The sequence below is a fragment of the Spirosoma sp. KCTC 42546 genome (assembly GCF_006965485.1).
Taxonomy (GTDB): domain Bacteria; phylum Bacteroidota; class Bacteroidia; order Cytophagales; family Spirosomataceae; genus Spirosoma.
Genome location: NZ_CP041360.1, coordinates 5,549,952 through 5,572,478 on the forward strand (window position 1 = coordinate 5,549,952; position 22,527 = coordinate 5,572,478).

Below are 22,527 nucleotides of genomic sequence, written 5' to 3' on the forward strand. Positions count from 1 at the left end.
ACACAGCATTGTACTAAATCAATGCGAATAATGGGTTATTTTCATTGATTATCAAGTTGTTAAGTACCACAGGTACGGTAGGGTTATTAAGTTCTATCGTCTTTACCCCCCACCCCCTTCAGGGCAGGGCTGTTAAGTTCTAATAAGTTTAGTGAGTTCGTTGACATTACTGCCAAATTTTATTTGCCCCTCGGTAATCGAGTCGTGGCCCGCCTGGCGATGCAAATTCAACGCAATCGTACCCAGAACCGCTACATTGACTGCACCACGCTTGTGGCGGATACGGTTCGTATCTTCCCCACATACTACATCCTTGACCCAGTGAAGCTTTCTCAATGCCCCAGTGACCCCGAATACCCTGAGCAAAAGCAGCCGCATCTAGGCCTAAATCGCTCATAAAATAGGCATCCGCCTGGCTCAGTTGACCCTTCACCAACCGGTGGCGGTGCACATGCACAAAGTGGCTTAAGCCCAGCCAGGGTTGAGTTAGTGTCGTGGGCAGGGCGGCATACACCGCCACTTGCCAGCTACTTTGTCGGCCATGGGCTTGTTGATGCGTGGCAAATTGGCTTAGAGCAGGCTGGGTGGCTACCGTCTGCTGGATATGAGCCAACAGCTTGCGTTGATTCGCTTTGACCTGGGCTACATAGTGGTTCTGGTTTTTGACGATCACCTCAAGTGTTTTTTTGGGTGTGAATCGCATCCAAGCGCACCAGCAGGCCTTTGTCTTGAAAATGGCTTAACAACTCTCGCACACGTACCCGCTCATCGCCAGTGGCGTTAGCATAGGTAGCCAACCGATGGACCAGTCCCGTTTGATGGCTCCACAAACTGACCATCAGTTGGAAATCCTGCCCCGCATCCTGCATGTGGGTAAGCGTAGAAGCTAAGGCTTTGCCATCGCCACTCAGCCAATCGCCTGCTGAAAGCGAACCCAGGGCGTCAGCCCAGGTGTTGAAGCAGTCGATCAAGGTCTGCTCGTCTAGCTTGGTGAGCACGGTGCGAAAGGTAACATAGGAGGGTATCCCATGCTTAAGGTCGAGTTGCTGGCTGAGCACCTCTTGGTGGCTCTGGCAAAAGCGGGCCACGGGTCGGTAGCCATGGTGGCCACACAGATTAGCCAGGACAACTAGGGCCAGGAGTTGTTCCAATTGGATGCGCCGTCCTTCGGCTCGCCGAGGATCGGCCAGGCCAGCAAAGGCTTCATACAGAGTCATATCCAAATAAAATTTGGCACTAATGTAAAGAAATTAAAGAACTTAACAGCCCTGCCCTTCAGGGGGAGTACTCCGAAGTGGATTTTCTCCCCCTTTAGGGGGTGGGGGGTAAAAATAAGCCGATAAAAGAGGCTGATTAAGTAAAGAAAATTCAGAACTTAACAACCCTGCCACAGGTACGGTATGTTTGTAGCCAAAGATTGTCGTGGACTCCACGACAATCTTTGGCTACAAACATCAAACCGCTATGCGGCCATTATTCACGTTAAATAGACCATTCAACTACGTAATTACCTGGTGCCAATGGTTGGGTTTAAGCTGTTTTCGGAGAGTGGGTGCTTAAATACAGATCAAGGTTTTCCAATCCGGCGGTAAAGCCCTCTTTAAAGCCCATGTCAAGAATTTTCTCCAGGTCAGTGAGCGTGTCGTACGTGATGGCAATATTGACCTGTGTAGAATCTCCTTTCTCCGTAAAGGTATTCTCCCACAAAGATCGGGGCCAATCGGGATTAAGGGTCCCGTTTTCATCACAAAATCCGTCGAGCGCCGAAAAGCTTTTTGAGGATTCAATCTGTTTAAAGTCGGCTTTTGACCAATGCTCTTCCCCTTCCGGGCCAACCATTGAATAGAGCCATGAGCCACCCGGCCTGAAATCCATTGATTTTGTTCGGGCCTGCCAGGGTTTGGGAGCCCACCATTGGTCGAGGATTTCAGGTTGGGTCCAGGCTGCCCACACCATTGGGAGTGGAGCACTAAATTCGCGGTCTACCTTGATCTGCTTGCTGTCCTTGTCAACCACAAAGTTCATCAGAATTGCCTTGTTCATTTCTGTTCTGTTTTGAGTTTAACTAATACGTCATCTAATTGGGTAAAGCGTTTTTCAACCAGGTCTCTAAACTGCTGAAGCCAGTTGTCTACGTCCTGCATTTTAGTTGGATTTAGGTGGTAGAAAATCTCCCGGCCCTGCTGTTGCTGATTCAGAAGCTCACACTCCAGCAGGACATGAATATGCTTCGAAATGGCTTGTCGGCTACTGGGAAAATGTTCCGCAATCGCATTGGGCGTCATGGCTTGCACCGCAATCAAGACCAGAATGGCTCGCCGGGTTGGGTCAGCAATCGCCTGAAAAACGTCTCGTTTCATAGAGTTGATCGACCAAATGCAACTAACTGGTTGCAAATATACGAGCAACCAATTAGTTGCGCAAATTTATTTTCACCTCATTCTGTCGAAGTGGCTACAGCTACTGATTAAGGGTATTCACCAGAATATCAGGAATAATTTACGATGCGTCCTACACAACTAAAGTTTTGTCCTACATACCGGTTTAGCCTGTAAAATACTTTTGCATTACCCAAAAGGGGTTAGCAAAACGCATTTTTTAAGGTATGAAAACAAAGGCTAAGTTAATTGCAGCACTAAAGATCTGGATAGCCATCTATCCGTCCATCACGCTATTTCTTCATTTGTTTGGCAAGCTATTATCCGGATTACCATTGTATCAACGAACATTCCTGTTAACCGTTTCATTGGTTCCGTGGGTAGTTTTTGTTGGTGTTCCTAGCGTTGATTTTTTACTCCAATCGGGTTCATTCAAAGCCAGTAAGTAATATGAATGACGATAAAATTTTTGACGTATTACTTATTGGAGGTAGCTATTCGGGGCTGGCAGCAGCTATGGCGTTGGGCAGGGCGTTGAAAAGCGTGCTCATAATTGATAGCGGCAACCCATGTAATTGGCAGACACCCTATTCCCATAACTTTCTTACGCAGGATGGGCAACCACCAAACCAAATTGCAGCGCTTGCCAAACAGCAAGTCCAGCACTATGCTACGGTAACATTCTTTACTGGCCTTGCTACCAACGGAATAAAAACTGACTATGGTTTTGCTATTCAGGTAGCATCGGGAGAAACGTTTCGGGCCAGCAAATTAATTTTTGCATCAGGTATCCAGGACCATACACCTCCTATTGACGGGCTGGCAGCATGTTGGGGTATTACGGTACTACACTGTCCCTATTGCCATGGTTATGAGGTGCGAAATGAGCCAACAGGCTTACTTGGCAACGGAGAAGACGGCCTTGAACTCGCAACACTTATTTCTAACTGGACAACCAGGTTAACCTTGTTTACCAATGGTAAATCCACGCTAACAGCAGACCAGACAACGAAGCTCCAACAGCATGCTATCAATATCATAGAAAAGGAAATTGAACGCCTGGAGCATACAGATGGGCAGCTTCACAGCCTTGTTTTTAAGGATACTACAAAATTGCCCGTCAAGGCTATATACACCCGCAGTCGGTTTGAACAACAGTGTAAGATACCGGAATTATTGGGATGCGAATTGACCAACGACGGCTATATCAGGATAGATGCAGCTCAGGAAACGACGATTAGCGGTATTTATGCCTGTGGTGATAATGCAACACGCATACGCACTGTAGCAAATGCAGTAGCCATGGGTACCACAGCCGGAATGGCAGTAAGCAAGAAACTGATTTTTGAAAATTTTTGACGTAAACTCTACTATACGAAAAGACATGAAAATTATTATCGTAGGTGCATCAGGCACCATGGGAAAACACCTGATACATGCATTTGAGAACGAGCACGAAGTAGTAAAAGTTGGGTCAAAAAGTGGGGATATTCAGGCGGATATTACCTCCATAGAATCCATTGAAAGGATGTACAAACAAGTAGGCAGTTTTGATGCATTAGTATGTACCGCTGGACCAACCTACGTGGGGCCCTGGAAAAAAATGACCGATACCGAATTTAGAAAAGGGATCGAAGGAAAACTGATGGGCCAAATAAATCTGGTACTCATCGGGCAGCACGCTATTAATCCGAAAGGTTCATTTACATTGATCAGTGGGGCTTTAACCCAGGAACCGCAACTAAATTTTGCGAATGCGTCGGCAGCGAATGGGGCCGTTGATGCGTTTGTCCGGGCAGCAGCCATTGAACTGGAACATGGAGTTCGTATTAATGCAGTTAGCCCTACCGTCATTGAAGACTCTCCTCAATACTTCCCCTTCTTTCCGGGAGATATTCCCGTATCAATGAAACACCTGGAATATGGCTTTCGTAAAAGTGTGTTTGGTTCAGGTACGGGCCAGGTGATAACCGTACGCTGATTACTACCGTTGGTCAAAAAATAGCCTTTTCTGTCGGATATATCCTGTCAACACGTACCTTTAAGTAGCAGTTTTCCTTCATGTTATCGCGAAAAAGCCATGGAAGCCAAAGACTATGATTTCGAAGAAAAGTGGAAGCAGTTTGAAGAAACGGGAAAAGAGGTATCGGGCACAATTGGAGCCGTGGCAGGCACACTAATCGGTATTTCCGTATTAGGACTAAGTGCTCCTGTTATGTACTTTACCAAGCGAGCGGCTGGCAAGGATGCCACAGATGCCCTACGGGAAACCGGCGCTAAGGTTGTAGAAAAGACCAAATGGATGGGCGAGTTTGGCCGGTTTACGGGCAAAAAATTCGGGCCCAAAATTTTAGGAACCGTGCTATTTGGTGTAACCGGCCTGCTTTCCAGCGAAGAATAGTAGCTTAATAAGCTAACCCACCAGTTCGGTTGGTGCATAGCCATACCGCTTTCTGAATACATAGCCAAAGTGGGAAAGATTCTCAAAACCAACTTCCAGATAAACCTCGGACGGCTTTCGCTTTTTTTCCCGGATCTGATAATGAGCCAGTTCCAGTCGCTTCTCCATTAACCATTTTTGGGGGGTGGCCTGGAAAATCTTTTTAAAATCACGTTTAAACGTGGTCAGGCTGCTAATTAAGTCCTGAAAACAGTGAGTAGTAGCCATTGATTGGCTCAACATTAGGGTTTCGCATTGCTGAACTTAAACTTCATACGTAGTTTGACTTACCAAATCGTGTTCTTGCCTATAAAGGAGGGTTAGCAATCCTTCAATACCAATGAATTATCAACGTTTAGTAGGAATCATTTGTTGGCTGGCGTTACTGTGCCCACCAGCTCACAGTCAGGCGGTCTTAACAACCCTACCCCTGCCCGTTACAGCTGCCTGCCCTGGATCAACAGTAGACGTTCGCTTTATAAGACCTGATGACATTTACACCACAGCCGCTACGACCTATGCTGTTCAAATAGCCAGTGGGGACGATTATTTCGATATTCCGACCAGTAAAACTATGAATTCCAGTGGGGGGTTGAGTGTTACCCTACCCAAGTCGTTAGCCCCTGGAGGGACTTATTCGGTTCGTATGACGATGAAAAACCCGGACTATACGGGTACGCCTAGTCTAACCAGGTTGATTATAAAAGGTCAGGCAACTACCCCTTCTCCACCACTCGTCGACTCGCTGAATGTGGATTGCATGTCCACCAATCGGTCCTCAATGGCTGGATTATACGCGGACATATTCTTCCGACTTGCCCCCGGTGCTACCCCCCGGCTTTACTATAATGAGCCAGGAGGTAGCTTTACCGACTATGCGGAATTTCCGTATCAAACCAAACTGCCCTCTGGAGAGTATGTACGCGATAAGCAGCATGGCTATTTTCAACTTAATAAAACGGGTTCGACGTCAACGACCTATGTTTACCCCGTTTCAGAACATGTTTACTACCTATCTCAACTCATTGATGGGTGTGAGAGTGAGCCCGTTGCCAGCAAGCTGCGTATCCTCTGGAAAGCGGGTGGTGGCCCTGGGGTAATAAACCCGATGCAATACAACTATCTATATGGGCAGGTAGTCTATTGCCAGGGAGAGCAAGCCTTTCCCCTAAATGTCAATGGACATAGGCCACCCCCCGAGAATTATCAGGTCGCTTATTGGTTGGGTGACCCCTTAGATCAGCCCACACCAACCCGTACATTCATCCCCCCCACGCCGGATACCAGCCAGCCTGGTTATACAACGTATAGCATGAATCTGTTTCCAATTGATTATAGCAAAGGCTGCGGGAATGATAACCTGCTCACCTATACGCATGTGAAAGTGACAGTTACGCCAACGCCGACCAAGCCTATAGCCGCCACTGGCCTAATTGAGTATTATCAGGGACAACCTTCAGCGCCCTTGAGTGCTTCAACTACTGACAGTACGGCTACCTTGGTCTGGTATGGTACGAACGCCACTGGTGGCACCAGCTCGGTGGCCGCTCCACTCCCCCCCACCGACCAGAGCGGGGAATTTACCTATTACGTAGCCCAAAAAGTTGGCACTTGCGAAGGGGCTCGAACGGCACTCACTATACGCATCAATCCCTTGCTGGGTTTAGACGATTCTTGGTTAGAAACGCATAGTCAAGTGTATCCCAACCCGGTGAATGCATGGTTAACGGTGCAGGTCAGCGGGGTATCCGTTCAACACCCCGCTAAGCTGGAAATAGTAGATTTGACCGGCCGATCTTTACAAAAATACACCAGTCAACAGGAAACCAGTGTCTTAAGCCTAGATAGGTACGCAAGCGGGAGTTATTACTTACGAATCCAGATGGATAATAAACAACTCGTGAAGCGGATTGTGAAGCTATAAATAAAGCCAGCTATACGTATTGAACGTTTCGCACACCCCACTTCAATTCGTCGGTCAGCATATAATCAGGAACGATCATTGTTTCTATGAAAAATATCAGATCCTGAGTGATCCCCGGAACGCCCTGGCGGCATAATAGGAATCGGCACCGTTGTGATACACGAAAACCATGTTGTAGCGAAAATCACAAAAAAGGGCACCACCGAGTTTTCTGATCTCATCTGGTGTAACTATCCAGCTCGATGTTTTCATATCGAAATTTCCAAGTTGTTGCAGCTTCCGATAGTCCTCTTCCGTTAGCAGGTCAATGCCCATCTCGGCAGCCATATCAAGAGCGCTCGTTGCAGGTTTGTTTTCTTTCCTCGCTTCCAGTGCTTTACGGTCGTAACAAACACTTCTGCGGCCCTTAGGGCTTTCGGCAGAGCAGTCATAGAAAATGTATTCACCCGTCTTCGTATCCTGACCAATCACATCCGGTTCGCCCCCCGTTCGTTCCATTTCGTGGAGCGACCAGAGTTTTTCAGCACTAACCTGCCCAGCAGACAGGCTAACCTCCAGCTTTGCTTGTACGTCAGCCCAATCAAGGCCTTCGTGACGGTTCCTATATTTCTCAAAACGGGCTTTCAATGTGTTCAATAGTGATTCCCATTGTTCGGCTGACAACTCTTTTTTAGTGCTGCTCATGGTGTTCATTCATTTAAAGTATTTGTGTTAACTATACTATTTTAAGCTACCTGCAATATCTTGTAATCGGTTATGGGCCATATTTAAACCCCTGGGCATACCTAGCTGCATCATTTGGTCTCTGTGTGCAACTGACCTATACACTATATGCATGTTAAGTTTGCTGGTATGGTCCGTGAGTTGTTCAAATTCCAGGAACTCAAGCTGGGGGCCAAACCGGACTGCCGAAGTGGGCGTATTCTCCATTTCAAATGTCCGCGTGATTTTCTGGTTTGGGCTAAACTCATGAACGACCCCACTAAACCCGTATTTGTTACCACGAGGATCAGTTGTTTCAAATTGGTAACTGCCGTGCTTTTTATTGTCAAGTTTCAGCACTTTCGTTCCCATCCATTGCTCAACAATCTCAGGATCTGTATAGGCTTTAAAAAGTAACGCTACTGGCAAATCAAATTCTCTTGTAATTAGTAATTCCTGCTTACCCTCTTCGGCATTGAGTTTTGTTATTTGCTCCATAGTAGTCTATTGCTCCGATTTATACGTCTTCATAATCGATTCTAATTTGTTGAATCGATCATCCCACAGTTGTCGGAATGACTCAATAAATTCAGCGACTTCCTTCATTTTTTTTGCATTGATGTAATAGTAAATTTCTCTGCCGTTTTGTTTTTGTTCGAGCAATTCGCACTCGGTTAGTATTTGAATATGCTTTGAAATTGTTTGCCGTGATGAGTCGAAATTATCGGCAATGGCTCCTGGCGTTAATGCCTGCACCGCAAGCAGGGTTAGAATGGCCCTTCTGGTAGGGTCAGCAATTGCCTGGAATACATCTCTACGTGATTTCATTGTGCAGCTATTTGACTGCAAATATACGTGCAGTCAGTTAACTGCACAAATTTTTGGGTACTTAGTTTGATAAGAGCGCTGCCGATGGCCCGGCATGGTAGTCAGATAAAACGGATGAGTTAGTTTACCGGTAGTTAAAAATTCGGGTTATCCTACTTCTAGCAGTAATCCAATTGACACCTAGTACGTTATGACCTACCTTCCGCGTATTGGCACACGCTTACTGCCACTTAGCCTGGTTCTACTGTCCAATCTCTTAACCCAGATAGCGGTTGCTCAATCAGCTCAGTTGCGCACGCACATCATTCACCCGCTGAAACTGGAGCAGGTGCGCGTCAACGACTTATTCTGGAGCCCCAAGCTAAAGGTCTGGGATTCGAAAACGGTGTACGATGTGTTAGATAAACTGGAGGGCCGTTACGAACCCGACCTCCCGGATTTGATCAAGGAGAAAGCGAAGTTGGGTCGTACGCGAAACGCCTTTCTGAACTTCGATCTGGTAGCGCAGGGAAAGAAAAATACGGGTAGTCACGATGGACCGCCCTGGTATGATGGGCTGGTATACGAAACCATTCGCGGAGCCGCGGATCTGCTGGTCGAGTACCCCGATCCGAAACTGGAGCAGAAACTTGACGGTTACATCGACCGTATTGCCGCAGCTCAGGCCGCTGATCCGGATGGCTACCTGAACACCTACACAACCCTGGAAAAGCCTACGCAGCGATGGGGCACTAACGGTGGGGATGATAAATGGCAGCACGATGTCTATAACGCCGGTATGCTCATTGAAGCCGCCGTGCATTATTACAAAGCGACGCATAAGACCAAACTGCTTGATGTAGCAACCAAATTCAGCAACTACATGTATCGGGAAATGGGCCCTTTCCCAAAAAAGAATGTCATTCCCGGACATGGCGGGCCGGAAGAAGCCATTCTGAAACTCTACTGGCTGTTTAAAGATGAACCGGCCCTGAAAGCGAAGATGAGTGTACCCGTAAACGAGAATCAGTACTACCAACTGGCAACGTTCTGGATTGAAAACCGGGGCAATCATGGTGATAAAGACGGTCGGTATGCCCGCAAGAGTGACGAGTCGTACAATCAGGATCACATGTCTGTCTTTCAGCAGCGGACTATAGAGGGTCATGCCGTGCGGGCGACCTTACTGGCCACCGGCATAGCGGCTACGGCACTGGAAAATAACGACCCTCGCTACGTGGAAACAGCCAATGCTTATTGGGATAATATGATTGGTAAACGGATGTTCATTACAGGGGGCGAAGGGGCCATTGCCGATGGCGAACGGTTCGGGGCTAACTTTTTTATGCCCGAATCGGCTTATCTGGAATCCTGTGCCGCTATTGGCTCGGCATTTTTCAGCCAGCGTATGAATGAACTGGAAGCCGACGGCAAGTACATCGACGAACTGGAACGGGTCTTATACAACAACCTGCTATCCAGCATTTCGCTCCAGGGCGATCATTACTTCTACGAGAATCCGCTGGTGGCAACCGACCACAAACGCTGGGCCTGGCATGGTTGTCCGTGTTGCCCGCCTATGCTGCTGAAAATGGTATCGGCCCTACCAGGTTTTATTTACGCCTACGACAAGGATGCCGCCTATGTGAACCTGTTTATTGGGAGTCAGGCCGACCTTACCGTTGCGGGAACTAACGTCAACCTAAAGCAGGTGACTCATTACCCCTGGAAAGGTGAGTCCGTGATTGTGGTAAATCCGGCAGCTACGAAAGCCTTTACAGTAAAGGTGCGCATACCCGGCTGGGCACACAGTCAGGAGAACCCATTTAATTTATATACATCCGCCGTTCGGGAAGCGGTGGTGCTGAAGGTGAACGGGAAATCGGTGGCCACGCAGCCTCAGGACGGGTACGTGGCCATTCATCGAACCTGGAAAAAAGGCGACCGTATTGAACTGAACCTGCCGATGCAGCCCCGGATTGTATCCCCCAGCGATTCGATTCAGACCATCAAAGGCAAGGTAGCGCTGGCCTCCGGCCCAATGGTATATGGCCTGGAAGGCATCGATAACCCCACCCTAAATGAGCTTACACTGCCCGCCAACACCCCCCTGATGCTAACCTACCAAACGGCCCTGCTAAACGGTGTCAACGTGATTACGGGGCAGGGGCAGGATAAAAACGGAAAGGCGATAAACTTCAGCGCCATTCCGTTTTACACCTTCGGTAACCGGGGAGTTTACCCATATAAAGTCTGGGTGCCAAAATAAACTCTCAGGCTTCTATCACGGTGATAATCAGTAGTAACAGGAATAATAGAATTCATTTTGGCCAATACCAGCTCAAACGAATCATACCCCCAACCCGCTGAAGGGTAGGGCTGTTTAGTGCTAGCGTCTTTACCCCCCGGCCCCCTAAAGGGGGAGCACTCCAAAGTGGATTTTCTCCCCCTTTAGGGGGCCGGGGGGGTAAAGGCAAGACAACAAAAGGAGCTGATTAAGTAAAGAAAATTGAGCACTAAACAACCCTGCCCTTTTCGGAAGATTGGGGGTATACTCAACGTCGATAGTAAAATAGTCCTAATACGGCTGCCTGAAGTTACGTTACAGCGCCGAAATAATACGGGCGTATATATTGTTGGTTATGTTGCTATCATAGCCATTGCTCGCATCATTCGTCACATTAACATTGATGCTGGTTGTGCTGCCGGAGTTCGCGTTGGTTCGGGTAATGCTGAAGCCCAGATTTGCCATCCCTCCTGCCCCTATTAACTGACCAGCCTTCAATACCAGGGAGATTTGTCGATTATCAATGGTGCTCGTTACTGTCCAGTTGGCATTGCTTACCGTTACCGGATTACTTGTACCACCCGATACGTTGATACTCGTGATAGACGGCGCAAACGCGAGTGTATACCCTAGCGGAGCCGTGACGGTAATGGATACACTGGCTGGCGATGTAGGATGTCCGTTGACTTCAAAGAGGCTCACCACAAAATTGCCCACGCTGCCTGATGCCGAAAAGCTGGCCTGGGGTAGCACTAAAGAAGGCGTTAAATCGGGGGTTGTTGGCGTGTAAATGATTTTATAGAGCGCACTGGCATCCCGGCTCAGATAATAGAGGTTCCCATCCAGTCCCGTCGAAATAGCAAGGGAATTTCCGGGTAGGCTGGTGGCAAACGATGATCGGGTAGCGGGGTTTACCGACAGGTTTATGTTGTTTATCCAGGAGCCACACAGATCCTGAAAGAAATATTTACCAATAAAACTGGAAGGATAGTTCGTTGTCGTGGGATTGAAGAATGTTCCACCTGTAATTGCGCATCCATTTCCATCGCCCGTAGGCGTATGCGGATAGCTATACACTGGATTGGTAAAAGCGACATTATTGCTTGTTCCTTCGGCAGTTGGCCAGCCAAAATTCAACCCACCCGTTGTGGCATCATTGATTTCTTCCCACGTACTCTGCCCAACATCATTGACAAAAATCCGGCCGGTTCCGGGCTGAATGGCAAGTGTATAGGGGTTGCGTAATCCATAGGCCCATACGCGTTTACGCTGTTCCGTCCCACTCGGAAAGGGGTTATCGGCGGGCGCGCTTCCATCGGCGTTAATACGAAGTATCTTCCCTAAATGGGTATCCAGGTTTTGTGCATTAGGTCCGTTGGCGTTTTCACCAACACCCACGTAAAGCTTGCCATCAGGCCCGAAAACCATAGCGCCACCATTGTGATTGGTTGCACTACTCAACGGGTCTAAATCCAGAATCACAACTTCGCTATTGGCTAACACAACATCGCCATTTGCCGTATACCGACTAATTCGGTTGTGGGCTGGCGTACCTGGCACCGTGTGGTACAGATAAATATAGTGGTTTGTTGAGAAGGCCGGATCTAATACGACACCGATAAGGCCCCGTTCACCGTTGTCATCTACCGTCAGGTGTACAAACGGAGTAGGCAGTAAGGCCCCGTTTTTAATAACCCGCAAATCGCCACTTTGTAAGGTTACAAAGATGCGCCCGTCTGGAGCAAACACCATGGCTGTAGGACCGCTGAGACCATTGGTTACCTGCACCTGCGTAAAACTGGCCGGATACGTTTGAGCCTGTGCAGCTCCCATCGACATGAGCAAACTACCCAAAGCGAGGAGCAACAAATTGCCCGTGCCGACAGCAGATTTGGGCATAAAGTACTTTACCGTATGTCCAATCAATTTGTAAAAAGTTGTCATAAAACGTTGGTATCAAGTAAATGAATCTTTAAAGTATATCGGTAAACTATACCTTTTCTCTAATGTTTGTGGATATGTAGTTTCGTAGATAAAATATATTTATAAAAAGAAATATGACACTTAATTAGAGTCTCGTAGTAAGTGTCGCTAAAGCCACCAAAATTTGATTGATCAATAGAACAACCCTATAAAAAAAGTAGCCCAACCTAAGGCTGGGCTACTCGTAGAAATACATATGGGAATTGAAAATTCTACACTGGTTCTGTTCTCGTAAGGCTACTTATCTTCTTTCAGGGTCGATAGGAAGCTAACGACATCCCGAATTTCCCGCTTTGTGAGTAGGTACTTCATTTCGGGCATACTCGACGGGGAGTTCGTGCGTTTGGCAATCTGGTCTTTTCGAACAGCAATATCAGGTTGATCACCCACTTTTACCGACACCTCTGTAGGCGTTTCACCCTGTAAAATACCGCTAACGGTTTTTCCATTTTTGAGCTTCAGGTTAACGGTTCCAAATCCGGGTGCCAAGCGGGCACTTGGATTAATCAGGGCTTCCAGAAGCTGTTCGCGCGTGAGTCGGCTGGCTACACCGTTCAGACGCGGGCCCGCATTGCCGCCCAGGTCATCATACGAGTGGCACCGAATACACTGAGCCGTTTGGTGGCGGAAGAAAATACGCCGACCCAGATCCGGCTCCCCACCCAGCAAGCTCCCTTTATACGAAGCCGCCAGCGCATCGGGCGATAGTTTGGCTGTAATGGCTTTATACCGGGCTGTCAATTGAGGAGAATGACTACTCTCAACGGCTTCTTCTAATTCCAGTTGCAATTCGGGCGACAGTGTACCTGCCGACAATTTTGTCAACAGTTGGTCGAATGCCTTCTGCGAACTGGCTGCGGGAAGTTTGCCTAGTGTGAGTAGGGCGGCCTGTTTTTCTTCGGTTGTGCGCGTGTTGATCACCTCCGTCAGCAACGTCACCATCCGATCCTTGGGCATACTCGACTTAGCCAGCAAATCCAATCCTGCTACCCGAACGCTTTTATCACTGTCGGCCATAGCTGTTTCAATGGCTTTGCTAACCTGTTTATCGTTCATTGAAGCCAGTGCTCGCAAGGCAGCCACCCGAACAACGGCCTCTTTATCAGTCGTTAACCGGCTAAACAAAGCTTCTGACGCTTCCGTCAAGTCTAATTTGGCAATGGCTTTGATAGCGCTTAGTCTTAAGGCAAGTTCCTGATGGGTTAATAGCTTAGTGTACAGATCAGCCGTTTTGGCTTTAACAACCGCAGGGTCGCGTTCAATCACACCCCGGTAACGTCCGTCTACCCGATCCAATACTGATGGTTTCGCCCAGGTACTCAGCGCTTCCAGTGCTTCGGCCCGCATCGCCAGCGGACTACCTTCTTTTTTAGCATAGTCAATCAGCGTTTGCATGGCTTCGGGCGTACCCACCCGCAAATTTGCGTTGATAGACCGTCGAAGTAAGGCTTCATTGGTGAAGGTTGTCGTTTGCAGCACCTTTCCCAACGCTGGTAATGCGTCTGGAATAGACAGGTCATCATTAATACCCCGAGCGGCTTCTGTCACGATAAACTCATCTTTATCAGCCAGAAAAGCGGCAATACCCGGATCGCTCATGCGACGGAGAGCCACCACAGCCGCAATCCGTACCGCCCGCGACGAGCTACTGGCCAACGCCACAACGGGTGCTGCTTTACCGATGCGAGCCAGCGCCAGACTACCTGCATGACGAATGTAAACGTCCTCATCATTGTTGGCTTCCAGCAGTTGAATAATAGGCTGAATGGCAGGCTCATACGCGATACGACCCAGGGCTTCGGCAGCAAAGAAGCGTGCCCGTGCGTTCGCATCTTTCAGTAACGGAATCAGGGCTGCCCCTGCTTCTTTATACCGAATATCACCCAACCATTTAGCGGCCTGCGCGCGGATTTCAGGATCGGCATCCTGAAGCAACGGCATTAGTAACTGGCCGTATTGTTTATCCTTACGAGCCAGTTGGCTGATCCCCCAAATGCCATGCACACGGGCCAGTTGATTATCAGTTTGCTTAGTAGCTGCGGTAAAAATAGCTACGCCTTTGTCGCCCCGCTTCGCTAACTCAAACTGTGCTTTCTGCCGAACACGCATATCCGGATTTTTCAGTAACTCACCCAAATCGGTTTCGGAACGAGGGCCAAATTTCTCGGCCAGCAAGGCTTTGGTACGTTGCCGATCAGCCGAGTTAGCGCCCGCTTTATCGTCTAGTTTCCAGATACGGCCGTAGTCTTTGGCATCCCAGCCATTGATCCAGTCGGCTGCATACAAAGCCCCATCGGGACCAAAGTCGATACCGGTAGCCAATACACCACCGAGAATTTTTTTCTGCTCACCAAGTTCAAACGAAGCGCCTTTTGGCTTTAGCTTAAACGCGTGAATACCTGATTTGGCAGGGTTCCCCACAAACTCAGCAATGAAAAACGTGTTCTTGTACGCCGGGCTCAGGGCCGTTCCCGGATTGTAGCGCATACCCGCCGGGCCACTCACAAAATTGGCTAAGGTCGGCGTGATATAAGCTGCCTGACCGGCAAAGCGAGGTTTGTACATCTGCTCGTCCATCCACACTTTGTAGGTGTTGTTGTTCGGGTCGCGGTATTTGCCGTACTGCCAGTTGCTGCGCCAGCCCGTATCGGATCCATTGACGATGTAAACCAGCCGTTCTTTCTCGCCCGGATGGTCGCCGTCATTATCCTCGCTGATCAGGTTACCATACTCGTCAAAAACGAACTCGTGGGTATTTCGAACGCCATAGGCAAAAACCTCAAAATCGCTGCCGTCGGGATTGGAACGGACAACGACACCACTGTTGGGGTGTTCCCACTTCTTACCATCTGGTCCTTTGCCATTGAAGCCAATATCACCGATCTGCCAGTAGATTTTGCCATCGGGGCCCATCTCGATACCCGACATGCCGTGACCACCAAAGCCAATATGAACACCGTAGCCATGCGAAATAGACGTTTTTGTTTCGGCGATACCGTCGCCATCTTTATCCTGCATGCGCCAGAGGTCAGGTGCAACGGCTACGTATAAATCATCGCCATTCGTCATAACGCCACCCGCTACGTCGGTCACTTCGTCGTGAAAATCATCGACCACCAACTGCGATAAATCAGCAACGCCATCGCCAGACGTATCTTCAATCCGATAGACATTCTCCTTTTCGACCGTCATGTCACGCCAATCGTGAGAGCCATCACCGTTCAGGTCTTTCAGCCATTCATTTTTCTTGCTGTTTTCGGGCGATAGTACCCGGTGCAGGAATGCTCGTTTATCTTCAATGCTTTGTAATCGGTTCGATTCGATTTCCCAATCCTGGTGGCCCCGGATGTCGAACTCCGAGTTCTTCTGCCGATTTGTCCGGGTGTAATACAGCCTGCCGTTATCATCAATATCAATGGCAATCGGGTCGGCCACCAGCGAATCCACGCCCCACAGGCTCAGGGTAAGCCCTTCGGCAAGTTCAGGCGTTACGGTGGCCTCGATGGCTTTCGCTAACTGCGCAGCCTTTTCGGGAACCATCCGCTTGATCCGGCGGTCTATCGGATCTTTCTCGTTCTGATAGCCTACTAAGCAAAGCATGGGAGCCAGCGCGCAGAGCCAGACAATCTTATTTCTTTTCAATACACTCACCTTACCTTTTTTCATTCTATAGCTAGTTAACCCGTAGTATCGCTTGTGATCAATGGGTCGGATTGGGATTAGTACACACTACAAAGATTCTCACTAATTGGCGGTAGTAAAAGGTTTTTTTTGGCTGGCGCTACTTAATGCAACGAATATGTTTTCTCCCCTACCCTATTTAACGAACCCAGCCCCCTCCAGTAACCATTCCACTTATTGACGGAAGGCCAGCGACTATCCTGGTAATGGGTGATAAATGTCACAGACTGTCAATACCATGGAGAATAGCTTTACCTCAGCATACGAAAAACGAAGCCAATGATACATCTATTGAAATCCATATTCGGCAGTGCCGATACCAGCAACATTGAGGAAGTACTCGCAAAGGGAGCTATTATTATTGACGTCCGCTCGGCCGGTGAGTTTGCCTCGGGTCACGCCAAAGGGGCTGTTAACATTCCCCTCGATCAGTTAGAGTCAAAGCTTTACAAGATCAAAAGCTACCAGAAACCACTCGTACTTTGCTGTGCTTCGGGCATGCGAAGTGCCCGAGCCAAATCGTTTCTGGCAGATCAGGGAATAGCCGATCTGCACGATGCCGGTAGCTGGCGAAATTTGAAGTAAACAATTTCAGGTACTTATCATCAACAAAAAATGCGGACTGGATTAGCCCGCATTTTTTGTTGATCGTTTCTGTGATGAAACATCCTCTAGTCATACTCTTTAAGGACTACCCGAATCGTAGGTTGTACGCTTACCTGCGACCGGACTGAATAACTGATCAGGCAGGCCTTTTCTGCTTTTAGTAGTACGCGATCCGCTTTTTCCACGTCGCCTTCATCAATTAATAGCAATTTCGGGAACAGCTTAATTTCCGATATCATCAGCGTATTGTCTACAGTTTCCAGTTTACCAACGGCCCGGCAATCGAAATCATCGAAGTCAAGCTTAGCGTTTTCGGCAATAGCCAGAAAGGTTGTCATGAAACAACTCGAAACTGAAGCTACCAGCAAGTGCTCCGGCGACCAGACACCGGGCATTCCCTTCGGGAATTCAGGGGGTGTAGCCACATCAATATTTTCGTTTAAAACGGGAGAGCTTAACTGCCCCAAACGGGCATATTGCCAGCCCAAATTGACTTCATAATAGTGGGTTTCCATACTATCCAGTCGTGAAGATGACTATTGCTAACTAGTTACTACAGGAGGGTTGTTGGACAAACGTAATCCGTAAGCGGGAGTTTACCCGTTTGCTTGATGGCGGCAAAACCACCCGCTACATTGATCAGATTGGTGAATCCACGCGCTTTTAGGATAGATAGAGCAACCATAGAGCGATACCCACCCGCGCAATGCACATAGTATGTTTTGGTGCGGTCGATACGCGCCATGTTTTCGTTGATGAAGTCGAGCGGCAAATTCTCTACGCCTACGATATGCTCCGAATCGTACTCACTCTTCCGCCGGACATCCAATACTGGCAAGTTGGGATTCTGATTGAAAAGGGTAGCAAAGGTTTCGGCCGTTATCGACGGAATTGTATCGACCTCCCGGCCATCGGCCTGCCAGGCCGTAAACCCACCGGTCAAATAGCCAATGCAGTTATCGTAACCTACGCGTGCTAACCGCAACACGGCCTCTTCCTCTTTACCTTCGGGAGCTACAAGCAGTATAGGCTGGTTTAAATCAGGAATCAACGTGCCGACCCAGCCCGCGAATTGCCCTTCCAGGCCAATATTTATCGCGCTGGAAATGAAGCCTTTGGCAAAGTTCTGTGTGTCCCGAACGTCCAGAATCAGGGCATCCACTTCATTGGCTGCGGCTTCAAAAGCAGCGGGCGATAATGCCTGCGTTCCCTGTTGGATTACCTCATCAATAGCGCTATACCCCAGTTTGTTCATCACCGCATTTTTAGGGAAATACTGCGGAGGAGGCACAAGCCCGGTGGTTACTTCGTTAATAAAGGCCTCTTTGCTTTGCGCGCGTAAGGCATAATTAAACCGCTTTTGATTACCCAGCGTGTCGGACGTTTCCTTACTCATGTTCTTGCCGCAGGCCGATCCAGCCCCATGACCGGGGTAAACAATCACATCGTCGGGCAGGGTCATGATTTTGGTATGCAGACTATCGTAAAGATACCCGGCCAGGTCTTCGCGCGAAAGGTCAGTTTTAATGGCCAGGTCAGGTCGGCCAACATCGCCAATGAACAGGGTATCGCCCGTGAAGATGGCCGTTTCTTTACCCGCTTCATCAAGCAGTAAAAATGACGACGACTCCATGGTGTGACCGGGCGTGTGTAGCACCCTGATTTTAACTTTTCCTACCGAAAACTCCTCACCGTCTTTGGCAACATACGCTTCATAACCCGGTTGAGCTGTAGGGCCAAAAACGATTGTTGCTCCGGTTTTTGCCGCCAGGTCCAGGTGGCCTGATACAAAATCGGCGTGGAAGTGGGTTTCAAAAACGTATTTGATGGTTGCTCCATCTTCCTTCGCCCGATCCGTGTAGGGTTTGGTTTCACGAAGCGGATCAATAATGGCAGCCTCCCCTTCCGATTCAATGTAATAGGCTGCCTCAGCCAGACATCCGGTATAAATCTGCTCGATTTTCATGACTTTCCCCTTGTTAAATTGGTAAGTCAAAATTGGAAATCTGGCCGGGGTTGTTCAGTGATATTTGTTACAAACCGGACGTGATTATTATCAGGTTAATGCGGTAATTTTTCCATACATACCCATACACCCAGGTACCGGCAATGGCACTCAGCAGGGTAACGAGTACCACAACGTATCCACTGCCGATCTGGGCAAACAAAGGTCCAGGACAGGCACCCGTGATCGCCCAGCCCAGGCCAAACAGCAATCCACCGTAGATTTGCCCCCGATTGAATGGTTTAGGATGAAACTCAATTGGTTCGCCTGATAAAGTTTTGATTTTAAACCGTTTGATTAACCAGACGGAGATCATGCCAACCACCACGGCCGATCCAATAACACCGTACATGTGGAAACTTTGCAGCCGGAACATCTCCTGAATCCGAAACCACGAAATGATTTCGGCTTTCACAAACACAATGCCGAACAGAATACCGACAATCAGGTATTTACTAGTAGCCAGGCCCGTTTCCGGCTTCTTCATGTCGTTGGGCGCATCGCACGCCACTACGTCGGGGAATTCATCTACTTGCATAGCCCACTCGGTTAAACTAATTTCATCAGATAAGGAAGAATCAACTGGGTCATGGCAAAACCGCCAATCATAAAGCAACAGGTTGCCACGAGCGACGGCCATTGCAGGTTCGACAAGCCCATAATGGAATGGCCCGAGGTGCATCCTCCCGCCCAGCGAGTACCGAAACCCACCAGAAACCCACCGACCACGAAGAAGAAGAAGCCTTTTAGGGTAAACAGGTTCTCTACGCTGAATAAATCGGCAGGCATCAGGCCCGAAAAATCATGAATACCCAAAGCCTGTAAATCCGCAACGGTGGCTGGTGCAAGCTGAATTGGATCAGGGTTGTATAAGAACTGAGTGGCCAGAAATCCACCAATGAGTATACCAGCAACGAAAATCAGGTTCCAGATCTCGTTTTTCCAGTTGTAATGAAAGAACGGAAGATTAGCGGGCAGGCAGGCGGCACATATATGCCGTAGTGATGAGGAGATACCAAATGACTTACTGCCGATCAATAATAAGGTGGGAACGGTAAGCCCAATCAGTGGTCCAGCCACATACCAGGGCCAGGGTTTTCGGATGAGGTCAATAAACTCCATGCAATTGATTTATTTATACGTGCTAGCTAAGTGGTATACGTAGTTGGGCTACGCAAGATTCCATCAAACACAAGCCATTTCATTGCGCTTACTAGCTAGTGAATCCGTTTATTTTTTCGACCTGTTAGTTCGAATACCAAAAGGCAAATAAAGTGGGCATGTACTTACCAGGCTTGTCAGGATAAACACACCCGCCAGAACCAGACTGACAATACCCCAAACGCCTGTTAGGACACTAGTTGCGTATAAGCCAATGAGGACACTAGCAATAACGATTCGGAGTGTCCGATCAATAGAACCCATGTTCTTTTTCATGATGTTGGTTTTTCTGACGAAGGAACCGCTTTCTTTTGCTGAATTCAGTGATTTTTATCACATAGCACTACGATTCTGAGACAAGTACGAAATGGTTAGAGCAGCGTCTCCTTAAGAATAATGTATACGCCCATCACTAGCACAAAGTACCCGAAGGCTTTCTTCAGTTTGTGACTGGACACAAAGCGAGCCAGATAAGACCCAACAAAAATTCCAACCACAGAAAGCGCCGTGAATTCGAGCAGAAATGGCCAATCGACAGCCATGTTTGACAGGTCGCCAAGAAAACCGGTTAGTGATTTCACCGCAATAATCAGCAGGGAGGTACCCACCGCTGTTTTCATGGGCAAGCGGGCCAATAGCACCAGGGCTGGTATGATTAAAAAGCCACCGCCAGCCCCTACTAGTCCGGTGAGGGCACCTACGAACATACCTTCCAGAGCAATCAATGGCAGATTGAATTGAATCGGACCATCAGGCTTGTTGACTTCCGCTTTTTTATCCCGAATCATACTCACCGAGGCTGCCAGCATAATCAGGGCGAAGAACACCATGATGGCCACGTTTTTGCTCAGTGTAAACGTATCTGTCGAAAAAACAGGGTCGGGGATAAGGGTCACCAGATACTTACGGGTCACATAAACGGTGAGCAGCGAAGGAATGGAAAAAACGATAGCCGCTTTGTAATTGATCTGGTGTTGCCGCATGTAATTAACCGACCCAACCAGCGAGGTCATGCCCACAACAAACAGGGAATAAGCCGTAGACAGCATGGGATTAACGCCCAACAAATAGACGAGTACGGGCAGCGTCAGAATACTACCCCCTCCACCAATCAAACCCAGACTGACCCCGATTATAATGGACGCAGAAAAGCCCGCTACTTGCAGTGAAGTCATACACGCTTACTTTTTTAAGCGAAATACGTTCTTCCCGTTTTGCTCTTCCGTGACAATTGTTACACAGAAAATTAATTCCTAATTAGCCCAACATTGTTATTTTATTCCGCATCAGTTGAATTTGCCCATCCTTTTCCAACTGCTTTAACAAACGGGAAATTACCTCTCGGGAGGTGGCCAGTTCCTGCGCAATCTCTTCGTGGGTAATGTTCAGTACGGTACACTGGCAACTGGCTACTTTTTTTTGAAGGTACGTGAGCAGGCGCTCATCCAGTTTATGGAAAATCACCTCGTCAATTGTCTCCAGTAGGTTATCGAACCGCTTTTGGTAGGTTTGAAACACAAACTGTTTCCAGGTTGAGTACTGGCATAACCAGGTATCCACCTTATCTACGGGCACCGCAATCAGTTCGGTTTCCTCGTCAACAACAGCCGTAATTTCACTGCGCTTGTTGCCCAGGCAACAGGTCAGCGACATGGCACAGGCATCCAGTCCGCCCAGGTAATAGAGTAATGCCTCACGCCCTTCCTGATCAGGGCGCATAATTTTGACCGATCCCCGAATAATTATGGGTACCGAACGAATGTACTCACCCGGCCGAATCAGATAAGCGCCAACGGGTACAAGCTTGTGCTGCCCAACTTCAGTCAGTTCCTGAAGAAGCGCGTACTCAAATCGACTACCAAGTGCTTGCTGTAAATAATCGACTGTCAGTTTCATGGTTTATACGATGGGTCCGCTACTGGATTATTCCAGCAACATAAAATGGGCCACGCAAAGTTGCGGAGACAGAGGTCAAAACGTCGGGATGAGCATGGGAACCCGTTGCCGGTACTGTATATACTGACTCCCAAATTCCCGAATCAGCTTTTGTTCCTCAAAGTGAATTCCGATCCGCAGATAAGCGAACGCCAGTAAATCAAACAGGAGATGCTTCCAGTTAGGCTGGTAAATAAGCAGGCCAATCAGGATCAGAAGTATTCCCAGATAGAGCGGGTGGCGGACAAGGCGTAGCAGTCCATCTTGCCGAAATGATCCGTCTGCTGCCGACTGATGGCGAACTGGCCAGCCAATAAATTCGGCAAGATCATACTGTTTAAACGACAACAACCCAATGAGCACACCTGCGCTAATCAGGAGCCCACCCACCCAAAGCGAGCCATCCCAATTAGTAAAAAGCGGATCAATCGGGGCTGCCCGAAGCGTGAATAAAACAGGCAAAAATGTAATCAGAGAAAAACCAGTATACGCCAGTCGGTAATAGGATTTGGGGAGCCCAATTATCGTTATTACCCAATGTTTGAACCACAAGCTTGCCGTAACACTATGGAGTGTGCCAAACAAAATCCAGCTGATTGCCAGTAAACCGTAACCCAT

Annotated in this window: 22 protein-coding genes and 2 pseudogenes; 7 read left to right on the forward strand and 17 right to left on the reverse strand. The window is 48.3% G+C overall.

Annotated elements, in window-relative coordinates; translation table 11 throughout:
- Window positions 1–166: 166 nt before the first annotated feature.
- The 3 genes and pseudogenes from EXU85_RS36225 to EXU85_RS22825 form a co-directional block, all read right to left on the reverse strand.
- A pseudogene (locus EXU85_RS36225) lies at window positions 167–1,217 on the reverse strand (ISAs1 family transposase).
- 313 nt (window positions 1,218–1,530) lie between these two features.
- On the reverse strand, window positions 1,531–2,043 hold the full coding sequence (locus tag EXU85_RS22820; RefSeq protein ID WP_142774302.1) for an SRPBCC domain-containing protein: 513 nt from the start codon (window positions 2,041–2,043) through the stop codon (window positions 1,531–1,533).
- Window positions 2,040–2,360, reverse strand: coding sequence for a helix-turn-helix transcriptional regulator (locus EXU85_RS22825; protein ID WP_142774303.1), 321 nt, complete (start codon window positions 2,358–2,360; stop codon window positions 2,040–2,042). The genes EXU85_RS22820 and EXU85_RS22825 overlap by 4 nt, the downstream gene beginning before the upstream one ends.
- A gap of 245 nt (window positions 2,361–2,605) precedes the next feature.
- On the opposite strand from EXU85_RS22825, the gene EXU85_RS22830 reads away from it, so the two are divergent.
- The 4 genes from EXU85_RS22830 to EXU85_RS22845 all read left to right on the forward strand — a co-directional run bounded on the left by EXU85_RS22830 (window position 2,606) and on the right by EXU85_RS22845 (window position 4,779).
- A complete protein-coding gene (locus EXU85_RS22830) occupies window positions 2,606–2,827 on the forward strand; it encodes a hypothetical protein (protein ID WP_142774304.1) in 222 nt (73 codons plus the stop codon).
- A 1-nt stretch (window position 2,828) separates the two neighbouring features.
- The gene (locus EXU85_RS22835) at window positions 2,829–3,737 is read left to right on the forward strand and encodes an NAD(P)/FAD-dependent oxidoreductase (protein WP_142774305.1); all 909 of its coding nucleotides are present in this window, start codon (window positions 2,829–2,831) and stop codon (window positions 3,735–3,737) included.
- A 25-nt stretch (window positions 3,738–3,762) separates the two neighbouring features.
- Window positions 3,763–4,359, forward strand: coding sequence for a short chain dehydrogenase (locus EXU85_RS22840; protein WP_142774306.1), 597 nt, complete (start codon window positions 3,763–3,765; stop codon window positions 4,357–4,359).
- Between the two features lie 99 nt (window positions 4,360–4,458).
- Window positions 4,459–4,779, forward strand: coding sequence for a hypothetical protein (locus EXU85_RS22845; protein ID WP_142774307.1), 321 nt, complete (start codon window positions 4,459–4,461; stop codon window positions 4,777–4,779).
- Window positions 4,780–4,791: 12 nt separating this feature from the next.
- Here the strand turns inward: EXU85_RS22845 and EXU85_RS22850 are convergent, their stop codons facing one another.
- Complete coding sequence (locus EXU85_RS22850) at window positions 4,792–5,046, reverse strand: helix-turn-helix domain-containing protein (RefSeq protein WP_371731933.1); 255 nt, start codon at window positions 5,044–5,046, stop codon at window positions 4,792–4,794.
- 112 nt (window positions 5,047–5,158) lie between these two features.
- Here EXU85_RS22850 and EXU85_RS22855 point away from each other — a divergent pair, with 112 nt between their 5' ends.
- Window positions 5,159–6,742 (forward strand): T9SS type A sorting domain-containing protein, encoded by a 1,584-nt coding sequence (locus EXU85_RS22855; protein WP_142774308.1) that lies wholly within the window; start codon window positions 5,159–5,161, stop codon window positions 6,740–6,742.
- A 96-nt stretch (window positions 6,743–6,838) separates the two neighbouring features.
- On the opposite strand, the gene EXU85_RS22860 is transcribed toward EXU85_RS22855, so the two are convergent.
- Genes EXU85_RS22860 through EXU85_RS22870 form a run of 3 tightly spaced genes read right to left on the reverse strand, consistent with a single transcriptional unit; the run spans window position 6,839 to window position 8,272 of the window.
- Window positions 6,839–7,426: a DUF4256 domain-containing protein gene (locus EXU85_RS22860; RefSeq protein WP_142774309.1), complete on the reverse strand. Its 588-nt coding sequence runs from the start codon at window positions 7,424–7,426 to the stop codon at window positions 6,839–6,841.
- A gap of 36 nt (window positions 7,427–7,462) precedes the next feature.
- A complete protein-coding gene (locus EXU85_RS22865; protein WP_142774310.1) occupies window positions 7,463–7,942 on the reverse strand; it encodes an SRPBCC domain-containing protein in 480 nt (159 codons plus the stop codon).
- A 6-nt stretch (window positions 7,943–7,948) separates the two neighbouring features.
- Window positions 7,949–8,272 carry a helix-turn-helix transcriptional regulator gene (locus EXU85_RS22870; RefSeq protein WP_142774311.1) on the reverse strand — a complete coding sequence of 108 codons (324 nt, stop codon included), beginning with the start codon at window positions 8,270–8,272 and terminating at the stop codon, window positions 7,949–7,951.
- Between the two features lie 190 nt (window positions 8,273–8,462).
- On the opposite strand from EXU85_RS22870, the gene EXU85_RS22875 reads away from it, so the two are divergent.
- Window positions 8,463–10,520: a glycoside hydrolase family 127 protein gene (locus EXU85_RS22875; RefSeq protein ID WP_142774312.1), complete on the forward strand. Its 2,058-nt coding sequence runs from the start codon at window positions 8,463–8,465 to the stop codon at window positions 10,518–10,520.
- Between the two features lie 333 nt (window positions 10,521–10,853).
- Here the strand turns inward: EXU85_RS22875 and EXU85_RS22880 are convergent, their stop codons facing one another.
- The gene (locus EXU85_RS22880) at window positions 10,854–12,482 is read right to left on the reverse strand and encodes a sorbosone dehydrogenase family protein (protein WP_246859205.1); all 1,629 of its coding nucleotides are present in this window, start codon (window positions 12,480–12,482) and stop codon (window positions 10,854–10,856) included.
- Between the two features lie 276 nt (window positions 12,483–12,758).
- Window positions 12,759–16,187 carry a HEAT repeat domain-containing protein gene (locus EXU85_RS22885; RefSeq protein ID WP_142774313.1) on the reverse strand — a complete coding sequence of 1,143 codons (3,429 nt, stop codon included), beginning with the start codon at window positions 16,185–16,187 and terminating at the stop codon, window positions 12,759–12,761.
- A 294-nt stretch (window positions 16,188–16,481) separates the two neighbouring features.
- Here EXU85_RS22885 and EXU85_RS22890 point away from each other — a divergent pair, with 294 nt between their 5' ends.
- Complete coding sequence (locus EXU85_RS22890) at window positions 16,482–16,787, forward strand: rhodanese-like domain-containing protein (protein ID WP_142774314.1); 306 nt, start codon at window positions 16,482–16,484, stop codon at window positions 16,785–16,787.
- Between the two features lie 86 nt (window positions 16,788–16,873).
- Here EXU85_RS22890 and EXU85_RS22895 read toward each other — a convergent pair whose 3' ends face one another.
- From EXU85_RS22895 to EXU85_RS22930, 8 genes and pseudogenes are all read right to left on the reverse strand, one after another.
- Window positions 16,874–17,323 carry an OsmC family protein gene (locus EXU85_RS22895; protein WP_142774315.1) on the reverse strand — a complete coding sequence of 150 codons (450 nt, stop codon included), beginning with the start codon at window positions 17,321–17,323 and terminating at the stop codon, window positions 16,874–16,876.
- A 38-nt stretch (window positions 17,324–17,361) separates the two neighbouring features.
- The gene (locus tag EXU85_RS22900) at window positions 17,362–18,774 is read right to left on the reverse strand and encodes a rhodanese-like domain-containing protein (RefSeq protein WP_142774316.1); all 1,413 of its coding nucleotides are present in this window, start codon (window positions 18,772–18,774) and stop codon (window positions 17,362–17,364) included.
- Window positions 18,775–18,869: 95 nt separating this feature from the next.
- Window positions 18,870–19,351, reverse strand: a pseudogene (locus EXU85_RS22905) (DUF6691 family protein).
- Between the two features lie 11 nt (window positions 19,352–19,362).
- A complete protein-coding gene (locus EXU85_RS22910; protein WP_142774318.1) occupies window positions 19,363–19,935 on the reverse strand; it encodes a YeeE/YedE family protein in 573 nt (190 codons plus the stop codon).
- A 108-nt stretch (window positions 19,936–20,043) separates the two neighbouring features.
- Complete coding sequence (locus EXU85_RS22915; RefSeq protein WP_142774319.1) at window positions 20,044–20,250, reverse strand: DUF2892 domain-containing protein; 207 nt, start codon at window positions 20,248–20,250, stop codon at window positions 20,044–20,046.
- A 95-nt stretch (window positions 20,251–20,345) separates the two neighbouring features.
- Window positions 20,346–21,149: a sulfite exporter TauE/SafE family protein gene (locus EXU85_RS22920; protein ID WP_142774320.1), complete on the reverse strand. Its 804-nt coding sequence runs from the start codon at window positions 21,147–21,149 to the stop codon at window positions 20,346–20,348.
- An 82-nt stretch (window positions 21,150–21,231) separates the two neighbouring features.
- The gene (locus EXU85_RS22925) at window positions 21,232–21,870 is read right to left on the reverse strand and encodes a Crp/Fnr family transcriptional regulator (RefSeq protein ID WP_142774321.1); all 639 of its coding nucleotides are present in this window, start codon (window positions 21,868–21,870) and stop codon (window positions 21,232–21,234) included.
- A 75-nt stretch (window positions 21,871–21,945) separates the two neighbouring features.
- Window positions 21,946–22,527: an isoprenylcysteine carboxylmethyltransferase family protein gene (locus tag EXU85_RS22930; protein ID WP_142774322.1), complete on the reverse strand. Its 582-nt coding sequence runs from the start codon at window positions 22,525–22,527 to the stop codon at window positions 21,946–21,948.

Bases quoted from the DNA above. Each gene is read 5' to 3' on its own strand.
- EXU85_RS22820 (WP_142774302.1), bottom strand. From the start codon at position 2,043: ATGAACAAGGCAATTCTGATGAACTTTGTGGTTGACAAGGACAGCAAG.
- EXU85_RS22825 (WP_142774303.1), bottom strand. From the start codon at position 2,360: ATGAAACGAGACGTTTTTCAGGCGATTGCTGACCCAACCCGGCGAGCC.
- EXU85_RS22830 (WP_142774304.1), top strand. From the start codon at position 2,606: ATGAAAACAAAGGCTAAGTTAATTGCAGCACTAAAGATCTGGATAGCC.
- EXU85_RS22835 (WP_142774305.1), top strand. From the start codon at position 2,829: ATGAATGACGATAAAATTTTTGACGTATTACTTATTGGAGGTAGCTAT.
- EXU85_RS22840 (WP_142774306.1), top strand. From the start codon at position 3,763: ATGAAAATTATTATCGTAGGTGCATCAGGCACCATGGGAAAACACCTG.
- EXU85_RS22845 (WP_142774307.1), top strand. From the start codon at position 4,459: ATGGAAGCCAAAGACTATGATTTCGAAGAAAAGTGGAAGCAGTTTGAA.
- EXU85_RS22850 (WP_371731933.1), bottom strand. From the start codon at position 5,046: ATGGCTACTACTCACTGTTTTCAGGACTTAATTAGCAGCCTGACCACG.
- EXU85_RS22855 (WP_142774308.1), top strand. From the start codon at position 5,159: ATGAATTATCAACGTTTAGTAGGAATCATTTGTTGGCTGGCGTTACTG.
- EXU85_RS22860 (WP_142774309.1), bottom strand. From the start codon at position 7,426: ATGAGCAGCACTAAAAAAGAGTTGTCAGCCGAACAATGGGAATCACTA.
- EXU85_RS22865 (WP_142774310.1), bottom strand. From the start codon at position 7,942: ATGGAGCAAATAACAAAACTCAATGCCGAAGAGGGTAAGCAGGAATTA.
- EXU85_RS22870 (WP_142774311.1), bottom strand. From the start codon at position 8,272: ATGAAATCACGTAGAGATGTATTCCAGGCAATTGCTGACCCTACCAGA.
- EXU85_RS22875 (WP_142774312.1), top strand. From the start codon at position 8,463: ATGACCTACCTTCCGCGTATTGGCACACGCTTACTGCCACTTAGCCTG.
- EXU85_RS22880 (WP_246859205.1), bottom strand. From the start codon at position 12,482: ATGACAACTTTTTACAAATTGATTGGACATACGGTAAAGTACTTTATG.
- EXU85_RS22885 (WP_142774313.1), bottom strand. From the start codon at position 16,187: ATGAAAAAAGGTAAGGTGAGTGTATTGAAAAGAAATAAGATTGTCTGG.
- EXU85_RS22890 (WP_142774314.1), top strand. From the start codon at position 16,482: ATGATACATCTATTGAAATCCATATTCGGCAGTGCCGATACCAGCAAC.
- EXU85_RS22895 (WP_142774315.1), bottom strand. From the start codon at position 17,323: ATGGAAACCCACTATTATGAAGTCAATTTGGGCTGGCAATATGCCCGT.
- EXU85_RS22900 (WP_142774316.1), bottom strand. From the start codon at position 18,774: ATGAAAATCGAGCAGATTTATACCGGATGTCTGGCTGAGGCAGCCTAT.
- EXU85_RS22910 (WP_142774318.1), bottom strand. From the start codon at position 19,935: ATGGAGTTTATTGACCTCATCCGAAAACCCTGGCCCTGGTATGTGGCT.
- EXU85_RS22915 (WP_142774319.1), bottom strand. From the start codon at position 20,250: ATGAAAAAGAACATGGGTTCTATTGATCGGACACTCCGAATCGTTATT.
- EXU85_RS22920 (WP_142774320.1), bottom strand. From the start codon at position 21,149: ATGACTTCACTGCAAGTAGCGGGCTTTTCTGCGTCCATTATAATCGGG.
- EXU85_RS22925 (WP_142774321.1), bottom strand. From the start codon at position 21,870: ATGAAACTGACAGTCGATTATTTACAGCAAGCACTTGGTAGTCGATTT.
- EXU85_RS22930 (WP_142774322.1), bottom strand. From the start codon at position 22,527: ATGGGTTACGGTTTACTGGCAATCAGCTGGATTTTGTTTGGCACACTC.